This window comes from Sorangium sp. So ce448 (genome assembly GCF_051520915.1).
GTDB classification, from domain to species: domain Bacteria; phylum Myxococcota_A; class Polyangia; order Polyangiales; family Polyangiaceae; genus Sorangium; species Sorangium cellulosum_B.
The window spans coordinates 4,078,983-4,096,107 of record NZ_CP150343.1; the positions used below are offsets into that span (position 1 = coordinate 4,078,983).

8 protein-coding genes are annotated in these 17,125 nt (G+C 70.0%); all 8 read left to right on the forward strand.

The window, feature by feature from the left end; genetic code table 11:
- Window positions 1-150 precede the first annotated feature (150 nt).
- Window positions 151-885, forward strand: coding sequence for a hypothetical protein (locus WMF45_RS15640; protein WP_437717687.1), 735 nt, complete (start codon window positions 151-153; stop codon window positions 883-885).
- A 92-nt stretch (window positions 886-977) separates the two neighbouring features.
- Entirely contained in the window at window positions 978-4,247 is a 3,270-nt protein-coding gene (locus tag WMF45_RS15645) for a protein kinase domain-containing protein (protein ID WP_437717688.1), read from the forward strand.
- 526 nt (window positions 4,248-4,773) lie between these two features.
- The gene (locus WMF45_RS15650) at window positions 4,774-6,765 is read left to right on the forward strand and encodes a CHAT domain-containing protein (protein ID WP_437717689.1); all 1,992 of its coding nucleotides are present in this window, start codon (window positions 4,774-4,776) and stop codon (window positions 6,763-6,765) included.
- Entirely contained in the window at window positions 6,762-10,484 is a 3,723-nt protein-coding gene (locus tag WMF45_RS15655; RefSeq protein ID WP_437717690.1) for an nSTAND1 domain-containing NTPase, read from the forward strand. Before WMF45_RS15650 ends, WMF45_RS15655 begins: the two co-directional genes overlap by 4 nt.
- Window positions 10,481-10,966, forward strand: coding sequence for a hypothetical protein (locus WMF45_RS15660; protein ID WP_437717691.1), 486 nt, complete (start codon window positions 10,481-10,483; stop codon window positions 10,964-10,966). The genes WMF45_RS15655 and WMF45_RS15660 overlap by 4 nt, the downstream gene beginning before the upstream one ends.
- Before the next feature lie 40 nt (window positions 10,967-11,006).
- Window positions 11,007-12,446 carry a PEGA domain-containing protein gene (locus WMF45_RS15665; RefSeq protein WP_437717692.1) on the forward strand — a complete coding sequence of 480 codons (1,440 nt, stop codon included), beginning with the start codon at window positions 11,007-11,009 and terminating at the stop codon, window positions 12,444-12,446.
- A 716-nt stretch (window positions 12,447-13,162) separates the two neighbouring features.
- Window positions 13,163-15,223 carry an FG-GAP repeat domain-containing protein gene (locus tag WMF45_RS15670; protein ID WP_437717693.1) on the forward strand — a complete coding sequence of 687 codons (2,061 nt, stop codon included), beginning with the start codon at window positions 13,163-13,165 and terminating at the stop codon, window positions 15,221-15,223.
- A gap of 416 nt (window positions 15,224-15,639) precedes the next feature.
- Window positions 15,640-16,488 (forward strand): PEGA domain-containing protein, encoded by an 849-nt coding sequence (locus tag WMF45_RS15675; RefSeq protein WP_437717694.1) that lies wholly within the window; start codon window positions 15,640-15,642, stop codon window positions 16,486-16,488.
- Window positions 16,489-17,125 lie beyond the last annotated feature (637 nt).

Genomic DNA, 17,125 nt, shown 5'->3' on the forward strand with positions numbered 1-17,125 from the left:
GCAAGGAAGGAGCGAAGGAGCGGCGGAGCGACGGTCCGGCCGGGTGTACCAGGGCGGTTGAACCTGGCGTCGCGAACCCGCGCCCACTGCGCCTGCACGGCTCGCGGCGCGGGCGCTCGTCTGCGCTGAGAGCATGAGGAGGAAGAGTTCATGAGCATCATGGGGCTGCTCCAAGCTGGGGCTGTTCAGGTCGTCAACCCGAAGAGCAGGAAGGTGATTGGTTACGCGTTCAGCGTGGAGACGCAGCGTGGCCAGCTGCAGCGCTGGCTCCTGTTCGAGCACCCGCACAATGCGCTCGACATCGAACCGCCGCCTGAGCACATGGCCCAATGGTCGCTCTCGGATTGGCAGGCGAACGTGGCCGAGCTGTGGCGGCCCGGCTCGTTCTATGTGTGGGCTCAGGCCGACGTCTACCGCTACGACGAGGCATCCAGGCAGAAGGCATGGACGAAGATCCCGCCGGCATCGCGCCTGCCTGCGCCCACGTATCCCGACGTAGGAATTTGCGACTTCCAGCTGGATCCCACGGGAGGGAGGCTTTTCCAGGTGCTGCAGCAGAGAGCCGCCGGGGTCGTATTGGCGCGGAACGAGCCGTTCGAAGCGGCGGGAGCGAGGTTGAACGCGGCGATGGCGCTCGAAGCACGGGGCCTCGCCTATGTGGTGAATGGACTGCTCGATCCGGCGAGCACGGAGTACTGGATGCTGCCCGCGGCGTACGAGCCGGCCGGCAAGAGCGCGGCGGTCGCGGTCAAGACAGGGCCGCAGGAAGCGAAGTCGCTCCAGGAGTTCATCGATGTGGCAAACCGGGGATGGGGCCCTGGCAGCATCTTCGTGATCACCGGGTGCATCAACTACCGCGGAGAGCGGGTCCCGGCCGCGCGATAGCGCCGCTTGCCGAGGTTCGGCGGCCTGCGCGCCTGCCGCGGTCGACCCGTTTGCGGAAGACGCCGCCCGGGCGCTGGCGCTAGATTGGGCGCATGGCGCCGAGGGATGACACGCTCCTCCCGACGACCGAGCGCGATCACGACCCCAACGCGGCCGGCGCAGCGCGCGAGCTCCTGTCAGGAGCAGGCGGCACGAGTGCCAGCGCCGAGGCGACAGCGTCGTTGCAGGCAGCGCCTCCCGGCGAGGCGAGCCAGATCGGCCGCGTGATCGCGGGCCGCTACCGCCTGGTCGAGCGCCTGGGCGCCGGCGCGCACGGCGAGGTCTGGGCGGCCGACGATCTCGTTCTCGGCGGGCAGGTGGCGTTCAAGTGGATGCGCCATGCTGGGGGCCAGCTTCTCTCGCGGATCCATCGGGAGATCACGACGCTCCGGATGCTCCGCGTGCCCGGCGTGGTGCAGCTCCTCGACGACGGCATGGAGGGCGGCAGGCCATTCCTTGTGATGGAGCGTGTCGAGGGCGAGCCGTTTCCGGGGAGCGTCGCGCGCCGGGGCGGGGAACGACGCCGCTGCAGCTGGGCCGCGCTCGTCGACCCGACGATGGCGCTGCTCGAGGTGCTCGCGCGGGTGCACGCGGCGGGCATCGTTCACCGGGATCTCAAGCCCGACAACATCCTGGTGAGCCGGGAGGGGCGCCCCACGGTGCTGGATTTCGGCGTCTCGCTCTGGCGCGATCCGTCGGATCGGTTGACGGAAGCAGGAGAGATCCTCGGCACGCCGCTCTACCTCGCCCCGGAGCAGATCCTGGGCAGGGTGGTGGATCCACGGACCGATCTCTACGCGATCGGCGTGATGCTCTACGACGCGCTCACGGGGCAGATCCCTCACGACCGGGAGGACCTCCAGCAGATGCTGCGGGCGCGTCTCCTGGAGCCCGCGCCCCCCGTGCACGAGCTCGCCACCGACCTGCCGGCGGACGTGGCGGGGATCGTCGATCGGCTGCTCGCGCGGGACAAGGAGCAGCGCTTCCGGACGGCGATCGAGGTGCTGGCGGCCCTCCGAGGGCAGCCGGCCCTGGCGCGGGCCGGACCGACGTTACCGCTCCTCGGAGATGGATGCGCGCTCGGCGAGGTGCTCGCGGCCGCGCGGGCGGGGCGCTCGGTGGATGTGGTGGGCTCGCCGGGCTCCGGGCGCTCGCGCTGCCTGGGCGATGCGGCCGAGGCGCTCGCGCGCGAGGGGCGGGAGGTGGCGTGGACGCGCGCTGCCCGCACGCCGCTGGCCAGCGTGCAAGCGGTGGTCGGGGTGCCTCAGCAAGGCGCGGGGCTCGGGCTCGCTGACATGACGGCCTGGGTCGAGGCGGAGCTGCGGTCCGTGCTCGCGCGGGGCGTGGTCGTTGTCGCGGACGACGCGGAGGGGCTCGATCGGTGGTCGGCTGCGGTGCTGGATCGGGTCCGTTCCGGGCGAGGCACGATCGTGCGGGCGCTCCTGGCTGCGCCTTCCGATGCGCGGGAGGGGGCGGCGGACGTCGCGTGGCTGCGCCCGCTCGACGAGGCGGCGCTGCGCCCGCTGTTTGCGGGGCCCGACCGGCTGCTGCACCTGCGCGAGGACGCGGCGCGGGCGCTCTGGGAGCGGACCGAAGGGCTGCCCCTGTGGATCGAAGCCGAGGTGACGTTGTGGGTGCGCCTCGGGCTGGCCCGCTGGGACAGCGCGCAGCTACGGATCGACCGCGACGGGCTGGTGCGACTGAGCGCCGGCATGCTCGGCGCGATGCGCGCGCGGTCCTCCCCGGTGGAGAGGGAGCGCGAGTCGCACCAGGAGGAGCTGCTGCGATGGTTGGCGGTTGGTGGACATCACCTGGAGCTGCCGCAGCTCGCGCAGGTGATGGAGCAGCCGCTGTGGAAGATCGAGGCGGAATGCGAGGCGATCGAGGCGAGCGGCGCGGCGCGGCGGCTGCCGGGTGGACGCATGGTGCCCCGCGGACAGGTGGACATCCCGTGGCCGTCGAGCCGCCGCCTGGCGGCGCACCGGGCGATCGCTCGGACGCTGCGCCCCGGCCAGGAGGGGCGCCTGTTCCACTGGCTCGCCGCCGAGGACGTGCATGAGGCGTGGGCCGAGGCGATCGAGGTCGCGCAGCGGCGCGGGCGCGAGGGGGATCTGGCCGCTGCGGTGACGGCGCTCGCGGAGGGGCTGCGCGTCGTGCGGCAGCAGGACCACATGGAGGCCGGATACGAGGACGCGCTCCTCGCGGAGTGGGTGAAGCTGGCGTTCGCGGAGGGCACGCCGTACGCGCTGGATCGGGTGCTCTACGAGGTGTCGCGCGCGGTGCGCCGCACCCCGAAGGTGGGGTACCTGGAGTCGCTGGTGCGCGCCGGGCTCGCGGCGCCGGGCGCGAACGGGATGCGTGCCCTGGAGCTGGCGGACGGGATTCCCCCGTTCGCCGATGCCGAGCTGGAGCGGCGGCGCCAGCGGGTGCGTGTCGTGGTGGCTGCGGCCAAGTCGTCGCCGTCGCTGCTGGGAGAGGTCCTTGCGGCGGTGAGGGAGTGGGCGGAGCGATCCGGAGAGCCGATGGCGCAGCTCTGCTTCATCGAGGGGCAGGCGCTGCTGCGTTATAGCCAGGGACGGTTCGAGGAAGCGGCGGCGCTGCACGCGGTCGTGGCGGAGGAGGAGCCGCGGCTGACCGCGCGGATCGCGGCGACCGTGAACTGCGCCTCGGCGCTGCTGGAGGCGTTCCGTCACCAGGAGGCGGCCGAGCGCGCGGCCGTCGGACGAGAGCTGGCTGCGCGGGCCCGGCATGCGTACTGGGAAGGGCGCGCAGAGTGGCTGCTCCGCGCCGCGCGCTACCGCATGGGGGAGGCGCACGAGCCGGATCTGGAGCTGGTCGAGGCGGTGCAGCGGGTGGGCGTGCAGGAGCTGGAGGCGCTTGTGCGGCTGAACGAGGCGGCCGTGGCCTACCGGGCCGGGGCGCTGGAGCTCGCTGCGGCGCTCGCGGACAGGGCGGCGTGGCTGTGGCGGCAGATGGCGCGGCCGTGGGGGGCGCTGCTGGCGCGGTCTGTGGCGCTGGCGTGCGGAGCGGGCGCGCAGGGGGGAGAGGTGCGGTCCCTTGCGGAGCTCGCGGTGCAATGCCGCATTCCCGGGATCGGGGTGCAGGCGCTGGGGCTGCTCGGGCGGGCGTTCCCGGAGGCGAGGGACTCCTGGAGGGACGCGGTGCAGGGGCTCGTGCACGGGATACCGCGGGAGCACTGGGGTCGACGGATCGAGGTGCTGTCGGTGGAGGAAGCGCTGGAAGGGGCGCTGGGGGGCGGCGGGGGCGGCGAGCCGACCTCAACGACGGCGGCGGCCGGCAGCTCGCCTCCGGCGTCGAGCTGACGCGTCCGGGACCTGCGGACGCGTCACGTTGACGCGTCCGGGAGCTGCGGACGCGTCGAGCTGACGCGTCCGGGACCTGTTGACGCATCATGGGTGCTGCGGCGCGCATCGCCGGGCGCGGATGAGCCGCCGACGCGCTGAGCGTCGACCCATGCCGCTTGCGCTCGGGCGTGGAGAGCTCCGCAATGGGTGCAGCTCGTGCGGTCCTACGTTCTTGGAAGGCTCGTTCGGTTCCTGAGGGGCACGAGGCGGAACCAGGGCCCCTGGTGCTTGGCATGGTATCTGCTCGAGTCTGGGACAAGCGTGCTCCTCCGTGACGCGCAGCCCGAGGCGGGTAACCGCCGATGGGATGCACACCGCGCAGGAGAGGGCCGCACCCATCACTATCGATTGATCGGAGCGCGCGTGTGCCGTCGTGACCTCGCGTTGTCGTTGCGAATCCGCATGCTCATTGTCGTTCTCCCGCGATTGGCGCAGTAGACGAGGCGGCTCGCCTATGCAGTGACGTCTGCATCGGAGTATGCCCATGTGGATCGAGATCGAGGTGGACTCCGGCGGGCAGGGCGTGCGTGTGGGCGCGCGCGGGAGCCGCGGAGAGCGCCCCCCGGCGCACACGCTCTCGTCCGAGCTGGGCATCGATGCGCTGCAAAGCTTCGCCAGCAAGGTCGGGAGGGCGGTCCGGAGCGGAAGGGCGCTCGATCCCGCCGTCGTGAAGGAGGCCCAGGCGCTCTACGGCGAGCTGCTCCAGGGCGATCTCCGGGACGTGCTGGCGAGGCTCCGCGAGGCGTCGAAAGACAGCCCGCTCCTCGTGCGATTGTTCCTGCGCGACCGCGCGCTCCTGGGGATCCCCTGGGAAGCCCTTTGCCGTCCGGGTACCATGGAGGGCTTCTTGGGGACAGACCCGAAGGTCCTCCTGGCGCGCGGGGTGACCTCGCCGGATCCCTGGGAGCCGCGCGACGTCCTGGGAGCCGTGCGCGTGCTGGCGATCGCGCCGGGGAGCGACGAGCGGAGCCTCGTGGTGCTGAAAGAGGCCCTCTCGCCATCCATCGAGGCGGGTGAGGTGGAGTGGCTGGACCCGATCGCCGGCCCGGACATCAGCGCTCAAGTCCTCTTCGACCGGCTGCGGCGCGGCAAGACCCCTCACGTGCTGCACTGGCTCGGTCATGGCGGGGTGGATCTCTCGGGGAAGCCGGTCCTTCGCGTGGCCGACGACGAGGACGGCGAGGAGGCGTGGATCACCGCGGAGGCGCTCGGACGCGAGCTATCCGCGAGCTTCTGCGAGGAGCTGCGCGTCGTGGTCCTCGAAGCCTGCGAGGGCGCGAAGGCAGGCGCGTTCGGCAGCGCGGCCGAGATCCTGGCGAGCGCCGGCGCGGACGCGGTGGTGGCCCACCTGTGGCCGGTGAAGGCGGACGTGGCGCGCCTCTGCTCGTCCGAGATCTACCGGTCCCTCACGGGCGCGGAGCGAGGCCTCGGCGACATCGGCGCGAGCGTGGCGGCGGCGCGCAGGACGCTGCTCGCTCAGAGCGCCGAGGCGTTCTCTCCCATCCTCTTTTTGCGAGGCACAGGCTCGGCGATCTTCGACTTCGGCGAGCGCCGTGTCTCTCAGCAGCGAGCGCGGCGGGGCTCCAGGGGCCTCTCGCCGGCGCTGCAAAGCCTGCTCGAGAGGCCGTTCACGATGGTGCTCGGTGATTTCGAGGAGGACCGTGCCGCGCTGAAGGCCGAGCTCCTCTCGTTCATGAAGGAGGGCGGCGACACCGCGACCGCGACCCTCTCGCTGAGCGCCCTCACGCAGCGGTGCGCGCTCAGGTTCGGGCAGGAGAGCTTGCACGTGCTCTTCCAGCAAGCGCTCATGGCCTCTCTCGAGGTGCCGGTCCCGTCGCTCGCCCGGACGCTCGCGCGCCTCGTCACGCCCGGCGTCCACATCACGTTGCTCTGGCGGCCACACATGGAGCGCGCCATCGCCGAGGCTCACCCGCGGCGGAACGTGTTCGCCGTCCAGCCATCGCAGCTGGGCGCAAGCGGCAAGCCGCTCGTGGTGAAGCGCGCCGCCGGGGCCGCCGCGTGGAAGATGGAGCCCGTCCTTCCGAGGCGGTTCGACCTGGACAGCGACGTCGTGATCCTACGTCTTTATGGGGGATATTCGGCCGGGTCCCGCCCCATCTTCTCCCACCCGGTGCTCACCGAGGACGATCATATCCACGGCTTCCTTGGGGCTCTCGGGCTCGACCCTCCGGTATGGATGGAGGAGCTGCTCTCGCGGCCTCGCGTTCAATCAGGCCTCTTCGTCGGGCTCTCGGCGCTCGACTTTCGCCATCGCATGCTGCTGCGCTGGCTCTACGATCAGCGGCAGGCGCCGAGCGACAGCCTGGCGATCTTGACGCCGGACGCCGACGCCAGCGAGCCCGAGATCTGGGAGGCCGGCTGCGGGCTCCCGGGCGGCGGGCGCATCGCCTCGGTGATCGAGGAGCCGGAGCTCGTACCGCAGCTCGAGGCGTTCACCCCCGACGAGGGGCCGTGAGCGAGGGCGCGCTGCCGGAAGGCGAGGAGGCGGACGGAGGGCGCAGCAGCGTATCTCCTCCTTCCGGCGGCCGGATCTCGGCCGAGGAGGTGGCGGAGCCCGCGAGTGTCGTCGCCTCGCCGAACCCCTTTCCCGGCCCGCAGCCGTACCGCGCCGCCGATCGGGATCGGTTCCACGGTCGCGGAGAGCTCTCGTACCGCCTCGAGGCGAGCGTCCTCGCCAACCGCTGCGTGACCGTTTATGGGCCGTCTGGAGCGGGCAAGTCATCGCTCATGCAGGCGTCGGTGATCCCTGCGCTCGTCGACACGCAGCGGCTCCGGGTCGTGCGGGTCGACGCTTGGCCCGAGAACAAGGAGCCCACGCAGTGGCTCGCGGACGCGGTCTACTCCGCGCTTTCGTTCGGCGAGCTGCCGGCCGAGCTGCCGGCCGAAGAGGCCTTGCTGGCGGCCGCGCAGCGCGCCGCGCGCAAGTCGCCCCGGATCGCGCTTTTGTACCTCGACCAGATCGAGCAGCTCCTTTATCCGAGCCGGAGCACGACCGAGGTGGAGGCGTTCTTCGCCGCATTGAATCGCCTCGTGGACACGCCGCTCCGCGGCCTGCGCGTGGTGGTCTTGCTCCGCGAGGACTACCTGGGTCGCTTCCGCGATCGGCTGCGCGAGCACCGCCGGCTGTTGAGCCACGGCTTCCGGGTCGGCCCGCTCACCGTGGCCGAGCTCTCCGAGGCGGTTTGCAAGGCCGCGGCCTGCGGGCAGCCGCCGCAGACCTGGGAGCTCGCGCCGGTGCGCGCGCTCATGCTCCAGGTGCGCATGCCCGGCCAGGCCGAGTCGGACGACGCCGAGGCGCAGGCTGCTTATGCGCAGATCGTCTGCCGGGCGCTGTTCCAGCAGCGGGCGCAGGGCGGCGTCGCGGAGGAGCAGGAGGCCGTCGAGGCCGAGCCGATCCTGCGGCGTTACCTGGAGGCGACGCTCGACGAGCTCGGCACGCTCAGCGCGGCGGCGCGGCGCCTCCTGGAAGATCACCTCATCACGGCGGACGGCAGCCGCACGCTGCGCACCGAGAAGGAGCTGCTCCGGCTCTTGCCGGCCGAGGAACTCGGGCCGATCCTCAAGGCGCTCGAAGGCGCCGCCATCCTCCACGCCGAGGAGCACCAGGGCAGCCGCTATTTCGAGATAGGCCACGACTGGCTGGCGCGCAGGGTCTCCGAGGCGCGGCAGCAGCGCGAGCTCGAGGAGGAACAGCGCCGCCGCGAGGAAGCGCAGCGCCGCCGCGAGGAAGAGCAGGAGAGGGAGCTCGCGCGCGAGCGCAGCGAGGCGGCCGCGCGGCTCGCGAGGGCGCGGCAGCAGCGGCGCTTCTTCGCGGTCCTGGCGCTCGTGGCGGTCGTGGTGGCGGCGGGTGCGATGGCGCTGGGCCTCTATGCGTTTCGCCAGCGGGTGGCCGCCCAGACCGCGGCGAAGGAGGCCCGGGCGGCCGAGGCGATCGCCAAGGACAAGGAGATCGAGGCCTCGGACGCGCGCCTGCTCGCGGGCTTTCGCGAGCTCAAGAACAGCGGCCAGATCGCGTGGGGCATCAAGCTCTTGCCGGAGGTGCAGCGGCCCGAGGCCGCGCGCGGCTGGCTCGCGCTGGCGAGCGACGCGCTCGGCCAGAATGCGCTCTTCGTCACGCTCCGTGGCCACGAGCAGCCGCTCCGCGCGGTCGTGTGGAGCCATCACGGCCAGCGGGTCCTGTCCGCGTCCGACGACGGAACGGCGAGGCTCTGGAGCGCCGACGGAACGGGTGATCCCGTCGTGTTCTCCGGGCATGAGGGGCCGATCAACGCGGTTGCGTTCAGTCCTGACGATAAGCGCGTGCTCACCGCCTCGGAGGAGGGGACAACGCGCGTGTGGGGCGAGAGCGGTGGCCAGATCGCCGTGTTCGATGCCGGGGGCGGGCCTGTGGGTCGCGCTGCATGGAGCCCCGATGGAGCCCGCGTCGTGACCGCCTCGGCCGACAACATTGCCCGCGTCTACGCGGTTGCCGGCGGCGAGGGCAGCATCGAGCTGAGAGGCCATACGGGGGCGCTGACCGCGGCTGCATTCTTCTCTGACGGAGCGCGCGTGCTCACGGCGTCCGAGGACGGGACAGCGCGTATCTGGGCAGCCGACGGCGCCGGGCAGCCTGTAATCTTGAAAGGGCCGGATGCCAAGATCCTCTTTGCCGCGCCGAGCCCGGATGGAACGCGCGTCCTGACCGCGTGGAGCGACGGTGTCGCCCGGATTTTCGGTGCTTCCGGCGAGGGCAAACCGGTCGAGCTCGAAGGCCACCAGGGCAGCGTCCTCTTCGCTGCGTGGAGCGCCGATGGCGCGCGTGTCGCCACGGCGTCGGCCGACAAGACGGTCCGGGTCTGGAGCGCCGACGGCACCGGAGAGCCGGTCGTCCTCGCGGGGCACAGCCGCCCCGTCACCTTCGTGGCCTTCCGGCCGGACGGCAGGTATGTCGCCACGGCCTCGCTCGATCAGACAGCGCGTCTCTGGCCGTCGGAGGGAGGTAAGGAGCTGGTTTTGGCCGGCCACGACGGCCCGGTATTGTCCGCCGCGTGGAGCCCGGAAGGAACGCGGGTGCTCACGGCCGCGGCGCCGCAGGTCGGGGTGCCTTCGCGAGACAACACGCTCCGGATCTGGCGCCCCGCGCTGCTCGAATCGTTGCCGCGCGAGCGTCGCGCGTTCTACCACGCTGCGTCGATCGGCCCTGGCGCCGAGCTCGTCGCATCCGCTTACGACGACCGCGCGGTGCGTGTGTGGCGCGCGGACGGCGCGGGCGTGGACGTCGTGCTCGCGCAACAGGAGGCATGGCTTGCGGGCGCGGCCCTGAGCCCCGACGGTGCGCGCGTCGCCGCGGCGTGCTTCGACGGGACGACCCGCGTCGTCCCCGTGGACGGCAAGGGAGATGCCGTGTCGATCCTGGGCCACGTGGCCGCGGTGCGCGCCGCCGCGTGGAGCCCCGATGGAACGCGCCTCGTCACCGTATCGGATGACCGGACCGCGCGCGTCGTCTCCGCGGACGGCACGTGGGATGCTCGGGTGCTGTCCGGGCACACCGACGGTCTCACGAGGGCTGCGTGGAGCCCAGACGGACAACGCATCGTCACCACGTCCATGGACCACACGGCGCGCGTCTGGCTTGCCTCGGGGGCGCAGGAGCCCATGGTGTTCAAAGGGCACGGAGGCGCCGTGTACAGCGCGGCGTGGAGCCCAGACGGACAACGCATCGTCACCGGATCCGAGGATGGCACCGTCCAGGTCTGGGACGCGACGAGCGGCGCGGTCGTCGCGTCCTTGGATCGCGGCGTCGCCGTCCCGGAGGCCATCTGGAGCCCCGATGGCGGCCAGATCGCCTTCTCGTTGCGGCACGGCGGCGTCCTCCTGTGGCGCCGCGATGGATGGGACCGCCCCGGGACGAGCGAGCCAGTCCTGCTCGACACGCAGGTGGCGATCATCTCCATGGCCTTCCTGGACGGCGGGAAGCAGCTCTTCACCGTCGCGGCCGACAACACCTCCCGCACCTTCACGATAGACGTCGCAGAGCTCCGACGGGGCCTCGTCTCGAGCAATGCGGATTGCCTTCCCGCGAGCTTGCGGATGCTCCATCTCGGCGAGCCACCGGACAGAGCGTCGGAGCGTCATGCGGCGTGCGAGCGCGAGCATTCGAGGACGCCGTTCTTCGGGGAGGGACGGGGACCATGAGCGTCGGCACCTGGGTGCGCGTCCATCTCAGGGGGGCGTTCGTCGCGAGGGCGTTCGTGATGGCGCCTGCGATGTGCCTTGTCGCTTGTGAACAGCCGCCGTCGGAGGCCGGAGGCGGTGCGCCGGCAGCGTCGAGCGTGGTGAAGGGCGAGGCGCCCAGGGCAACGGCTCGCGCCGGGATGGCCGTCCTCGGGCCGGACGAGCGCCGGGTGCCTCTCCTCGTGGTGCCGGGTGACGCCTTGATGGAGGTGGATGGCCAGCCGGCGTATCGCCGGGATGGGGCGATCGACCTGACCGGCAAGGTCGGCGAGGTGCGCCGTGTGCGCGTGTGGAAGGGGGCGAAGGAGGTGCTGGATAAGGATGTGACGATCCAGGAGAGCCAGCCCTCCCCGCCGCTCGTGGACTTCAACGCGGTTCCGCCGGCGAGACCGGTAGCGAAGCCGAAGCTACCGGCGCGCTACGGCGGCTTCGACGACGAATGATGTCCCGGGTGTTATGACGGCTGGGAGGAGGGCGAAGCTCGTGCGTCCAATTCACTCGAGAAGACTGGCTGGCTGGGTCCTTGCACTGGGGCTGATCGACGTCGAAGCGAAGGCGGCGCCGCCTGCGCCGCAGGGCAAGGATTCGCAAGCGGAGGTCTACGGCAATGAGGCCGAGGCTCGGGCCCAATTCCAGGCGGGCGTCGCCCACTTCGACAAGCAGGAGTATCGCGATGCGCTGGAGGCGTTTCGCAGATCGCTCTGGCACAAGAAGAACCGGAACACCATGGGTTATATCGCGTCGTGCCTCAAGCAGGTCGGCCAGTTCGACGACGCGCTGGACCAGTACGAGGAGATGCGCCGCGAGTTCCCGCGGATGCCTGCCAAGACCGAGGCGACGGTGGCGGCCGAGATGGCGGAGCTCTCGGGCCTGGTGGGGACGCTGGCGGTGACGGGCGACGCGCCAGCCGGGGCGTTGCTGTTCATCGACGATCGCCTGCGGGGCAAGCTCCCCCTGGAGAAGCCGCTGCGGGTGAGCGCGGGGAGCCGGGCGATCCGCGTCCAGAAAGAGGGGTTCGCGCCGCTCAGGACGACGGTGGAGGTCAAGGCCGGACAGGAGAGCGTGGCGGAGCTGGTGGCGAAGTCGAGGAAGGGACTGCTGGTGGTGAGCGAGAAGCACAACTGGGTGCTTCGCGTGGAGCTGGACGGCAAGGATGTCGGGGTGACGCCCTGGCAGGGGCTGGTGGACGCTGGCGAGCACAAGGTGCGGTTGCACGGGTTCATGGGGGTGGAGGCGCTGGCTGCGTGCGAGGCGACGGCGACGGCGGCAAAGGACGGAGCGAGGGTGGCTTCGAGCGTGACGGCAGCGTCGGTGAGGCCGTACGAGGAGACCCGGCTGGTGCTTGGGGCGGAGGAGCGAGACGCGTCGCTGCGGGTCGAGTCGACGCCGGCGGGGGCGACGGTGACCATCGATGCGCGGGTGGTGGGCAAAGCGCCGTGGGAAGGGCGGCTGCCGCTGGGGGAGCATGTGATCGAGGTGAGCGCGGGCGGGTTCGTCTCGGAGACGCGCACGGTGCGGCTGGAGCGGCGCAAGCAGCGGGAGCTGTCGGTATCGCTGGCGGACCGTCTGGCGGAGGAGCGCGCGGCGAGGAACAGGAAGATCGGGGTGGGGTTGGGCTACGGCGTGGGGGTGGCGGGGCTCGGGGTGTTTGCCGTGGCCGGGGGGATGGCGCTCGACAAGGTCAACGAGCTCGAGGCCCGTTGTCCAAACAAGCAATGCACTTCCAGGGAGGAACGGGACCAGGAAGCCGCGGCGTCTCTGGGGACGGCGGCGACCATCGGCCTGGTGGTGGGAGGGCTCGGGGCGGCGGCGGGGACGGCCGTGCTACTGCTCACGAGGCCGGAAAGCGGTGAACGGGGCGGCGGCCCGAGCGTGAGCGCGGGCGTGGGGCTCGGGGGCTTCGAGGTGAAAGGAAGGTTCTGATGAGCCAGCCGAAAAGGGGTGGGAGGTCGGGCGGAGTCCGGATCGCGGGGGCGATCCTTATCAGCCTTGTCCTCTGGGCTTGCAACGGTGTGCTGGGGGTGGGCGAGTTCAAGCCGGCCGCGTGTGACGAAGGAGCCAGGCGGTGTGATGGCGATCGGCCCCAGGTCTGCAATATTGGACGATGGCAGAACGTGTCAGCGGCCCCCTGCATTGATCAGAAATGCGAGAACGGTGAGTGCCGCGCCGTGTGCGACTATGGCGATAGGCGGTGCAGCGACCAGCAGCCCCAGCAGCCCCAGATCTGCAGGGCGGGGCGATGGGTGGATGCACCCGAGGGCCCGTGCGTTGATCAGGCATGCATATTCGGCAAGTGCGAAGGTATTTGTGCTCCAGAGCGGAAGAGGTGCCAGGGCCTCACGCCCCAGGAGTGTGACAAGAATGGGGAATGGCAAAGCACGCGTGACCCGTGCGATTCGAATGCGGGGTTTCAGTGCTCGGGCGGAGACTGTCTGTACATTTGTAAACCGCCGGATCTGCGGTGCTCAGAAAACATTCCGCAGTACTGCGACGCGAACGGGAGCTGGCAGAATATCGGTCCTGTCTGCGACCCCTGTGTCGGTTGCGATCCAACCACCGCTGCGTGCAACGACAGCGCCCCCGTGGTCTGTGAAATGGGGGAGATTTGTGCCAATGGGACGTGCATCTGTAGAAAATTCGTGCTTAGTAATGTGATCCCCTTTTCTGTGGGTGTTTCCCCCACCTCGGTAGCGGTTGCGGACCTCAACGGCGACGCCAAGCCCGACCTAGTGGTCGCGAGCCTGATCAGCGTCGGCGTGACCGTGCTGGTCAATAACGGCCTCAGCATCCCCGCCCGCAGGGTCTACTATCCAACGGGCGAGGGTCCCTCTTCGGTTGCGGTCGCGGATCTCAACGGAGACGGCCAGCCCGACCTCGCCGTCGCGAACGGGGGCAGCGACAGCGTGAGCGTGCTGTTCAACAAGGGAGACGGTACGTTCGCCCCCAAGCTCGACTACCCGACGGGCGATGTCCCCCGTTCGGTGGCGGCCACGGACCTCAACGGAGACGGCCAGCCCGACCTCGCCGTCGCGAACTGGGGCAGCAACAGCGTGAGCGTGCTGTTCAACAAGGGAGATGGCACGTTCGCCCCCAAGCTCGACTACCCGACGGGTGACGGCCCTATCTCGGTGGCGGCCGCGGACCTCAACGGAGACGGCCAGCCCGACCTCGCCGTCGCGAACGGGGGCAGCAACAGCGTGAGCGTGCTGTTCAACAAGGGAGACGGCACCTTCGCCCCCAAGCTCGACTACCCGACGGGTAATTACCCCAGCTCGGTGGCGGCCGCGGATGTGAACGGAGACGGCCAGCCCGACCTCGCCGTCGCGAACGAGCGCAGCAACAGCGTGAGCGTGCTGTTCAACGAGGGAGACGGCACATTCGCCCCCACGCTCGACTACCCGACGGGTAATTACCCCAGCTCGGTGGCGGCCGCGGATGTGAACGGAGACGGCCAGCCCGACCTCGCCGTCGCGAACGGGGGCAGCAACAGCGTGAGCGTGCTGTTCAACCAGGGAGACGGCACATTCGCCGGCGAGCTCGACTACCCGACGGGTAATCTCCCAAGCTCGGTGGCGGTCGCGGACCTGAACGGAGACGGCCAGCCCGACCTCGCCGTCGCGAACGAGCGCAGTAACAGCATGACCGTGTTGTTCAACAAGGGAGACGGCACGTTCGCCCCCACGCTCGACTACCCGACGCGCGGCGGTCCCATTTCGGTGGCGGCCGCGGACCTGAATGGCGACGGCCAGCCCGACCTCGCCGTCGCGAACTACTACATCAACAGCGTGAGCGTGCTGTTCAACAGGGGAGACGGCACGTTCGCCCCCAAGGTCGACTACCCGACGGGCGAGGGCCCCTTTTCGGTGGCGACCGCGGACCTGAACGGCGATGGCAAGCCCGACCTCGCTGTCGCGAACTGGGCCAGCGATAGCGTGAGCGTGCTGTTCAACGAGGGAGACGGCACGCTCGCCCCCAAGCACGACTACCCAACGGGCGAGGAGCCCACGTCGGTAGCGGCTGCGGACCTGAACGGCGACGGCAAGCCCGACCTCGCCGTCGCGAATATCGAGAGCGCCACGGTGAGCGTACTGGTCAACAAGGGAGACGGCACCTTCGCCCCCAAACACGACTACCCAACGGGCGAGGAGCCCACGTCGGTAGCGGCTTCGGACCTGAGCGGCGACGGCAAGCCCGACCTCGTCGTCGCGAACTGGGCCAGCAACAGCGTGAGCGTGCTGTTCAACAAGGGATACGGCACGTTCGCCCCCAAACTCGACTACCCGACTGGCGATAGCCTCTCCTCGGTGGCAGCTGCCGACCTGAACGGCGACGGCAAGCCTGACCTCGCGGTCGCGAGCCGAGGCAGCGCCGGCGTGAGCGTGCTACTTAACAACGGGGATGGTACGTTCGCCCCCAAGCTCGACTACCTACCAGGTGAGGGCTCCAGCTCGGTGACGGCCGCGGACCTGAACAGCGATGACAAGCGCGACCTCGCCGTCGCGAGCGTCGATAGCGACAGCGTGCACGTGCTACTCAACAAGGGCGACGGCACGTTCACTCCGAAGGTTGACTATCCAACGAGCGATGAGCCATACTCAGTGGCGACCGCGGACCTGAACGGCGACGGCAGACCTGACCTCGCTGTCGCGCACTTGGAGGCTAACACCGTGAGAGTGCTATTCAGTATCTGCGACCGATAGCAATTCAACGCCTTGGATACGCCTGTGGCCCCACGTCACGCCAGGATCGCGCTGCGCATTGCTTGTGCCGGCCCGGTACCAGCGTCGCCCGGAAGGTCCCGATTCCGTTTCTGCACGACCATCTGCTTATCGGCCCCAATGCGAGGCGCAGGAGAACCAACGGTTTCAGAAGGTTCAGCTCATCCAGAGCTCGACGTCATCCAGACGCAGGTGGCCATCGTCACCCTCTCGGAGTCAGCCCCGATCCGGTCATGAGATGTAACTCATCGACGATCGCCTGCGCGGCAAGCTCCCCCCTCTAAAGGCCGATAGGATTGAGTGCGGGAAGCTGGGCCGTCCGCGTCGAGAAAGAGGGCTTTGCGCCGGGCAGGACGACGGTGGAAGTCAAGGCCGGAAAGGCGAGCATGGCGGAGCTGATGGCGAAGTCGAGAAAGGGACTGCTGGTGCTGAGCGAGAAGCACAACTGGGTGCTTCGCGTGGAGCTGGACGGCAAGGATGTCGGGGTGACGCCCTGGCAGGGGCTGGTGGACGCTGGCGAGCACAAGGTGCGGTTGCACGGGTTCATGGGGGTGGAGGCGCTGGCTGCGTGCGAGGCGACGGCGACGGCGGCAAAGGACGGAGCGAGGGTGGCTTCGAGCGTGACGGCAGCGTCGGTGAGGCCGTACGAGGAGACCCGGCTGGTGCTTGGGGCGGAGGAGCGAGACGCGTCGCTGCGGGTCGAGTCGACGCCGGCGGGGGCGACGGTGACCATCGATGCGCGGGTGGTGGGCAAAGCGCCGTGGGAAGGGCGGCTGCCGCTGGGGGAGCATGTGATCGAGGTGAGCGCGGGCGGGTTCGTCTCGGAGACGCGCACGGTGCGGCTGGAGCGGCGCAAGCAGCGGGAGCTGTCGGTATCGCTGGCGGACCGTCTGGCGGAGGAGCGCGCGGCGAGGAACAGGAAGATCGGGGTGGGGTTGGGCTACGGCGTGGGGGTGGCGGGGCTCGGGGTGTTTGCCGTGGCCGGGGGGATGGCGCTCGGCAAGGTCAACGAGCTCGAGGCCCGTTCTCCAAACAAGCAATGCACTTCCAGGGAGAAACGGGACCAGGAAGCCGCGGCGTCTCTGGGGACGGCGGCGACCATCGGCCTGGTGGTGGGGGGGCTCGGGGCGGTGGCGGGGACGGCCGTGCTGCTGCTCACGAGGCCGGAAAGCGGTGAACGGGGCGCCGACCCGAGCGTGAGCGCGGGCGTGGGGCTCGGGGGCTTCGAGGTGAAAGGAAGGTTCTGATGAGCCAGCCGAAAAGGGGTGGGAGGTCGGGCAGCGTCTGGAGCGTGGGGGCGATCCTTATCAGCCTTGTCCTCTGGGCGTGCAACGGCGTGCTGGGGGTGGGCGAGTTCAAGTCGTCCGTGTGCGAGGAAGGCGCCAGGCGGTGTGACAGCGATTGGCCCCAGGTCTGCAACATTGGACGATGGCAGAATGTGTCAGCGGCGCCCTGCATTGGCCAGAAATGCGAGAACGGTGAGTGCCGCCCCGTGTGCGACGATGGCGATAGGCAGTGTAGCGGCCAGCTGCCCCAGATCTGCAGGGCGGGGCGATGGGAGGACGCACCCGAGAGCCCGTGCGCCAGTCAGCAATGCGTTGGCGGTGAGTGCGTCCCCGTGTGCCTTGACGGTGCCAGACGGTGCATCGGCCAGCAGCTCCAGCAGCCCCAGATCTGCATAGCGAAGGATTGGCAGGATCTACAAGGGGGGCCGTGTGACGATAAGACCTGCTACGAAGGCGAGTGTATGGGTGAATGTGCTCCCGGGGACAAGCGGTGTCTGGGCCTCACGCCCCAGGCGTGTGGCGAGAAGGGGCAATGGTATAGCACGGGTGAGTCGTGCGATTTGGTTGCTGGGTATCAATGCTCGGACGGCGACTGCGT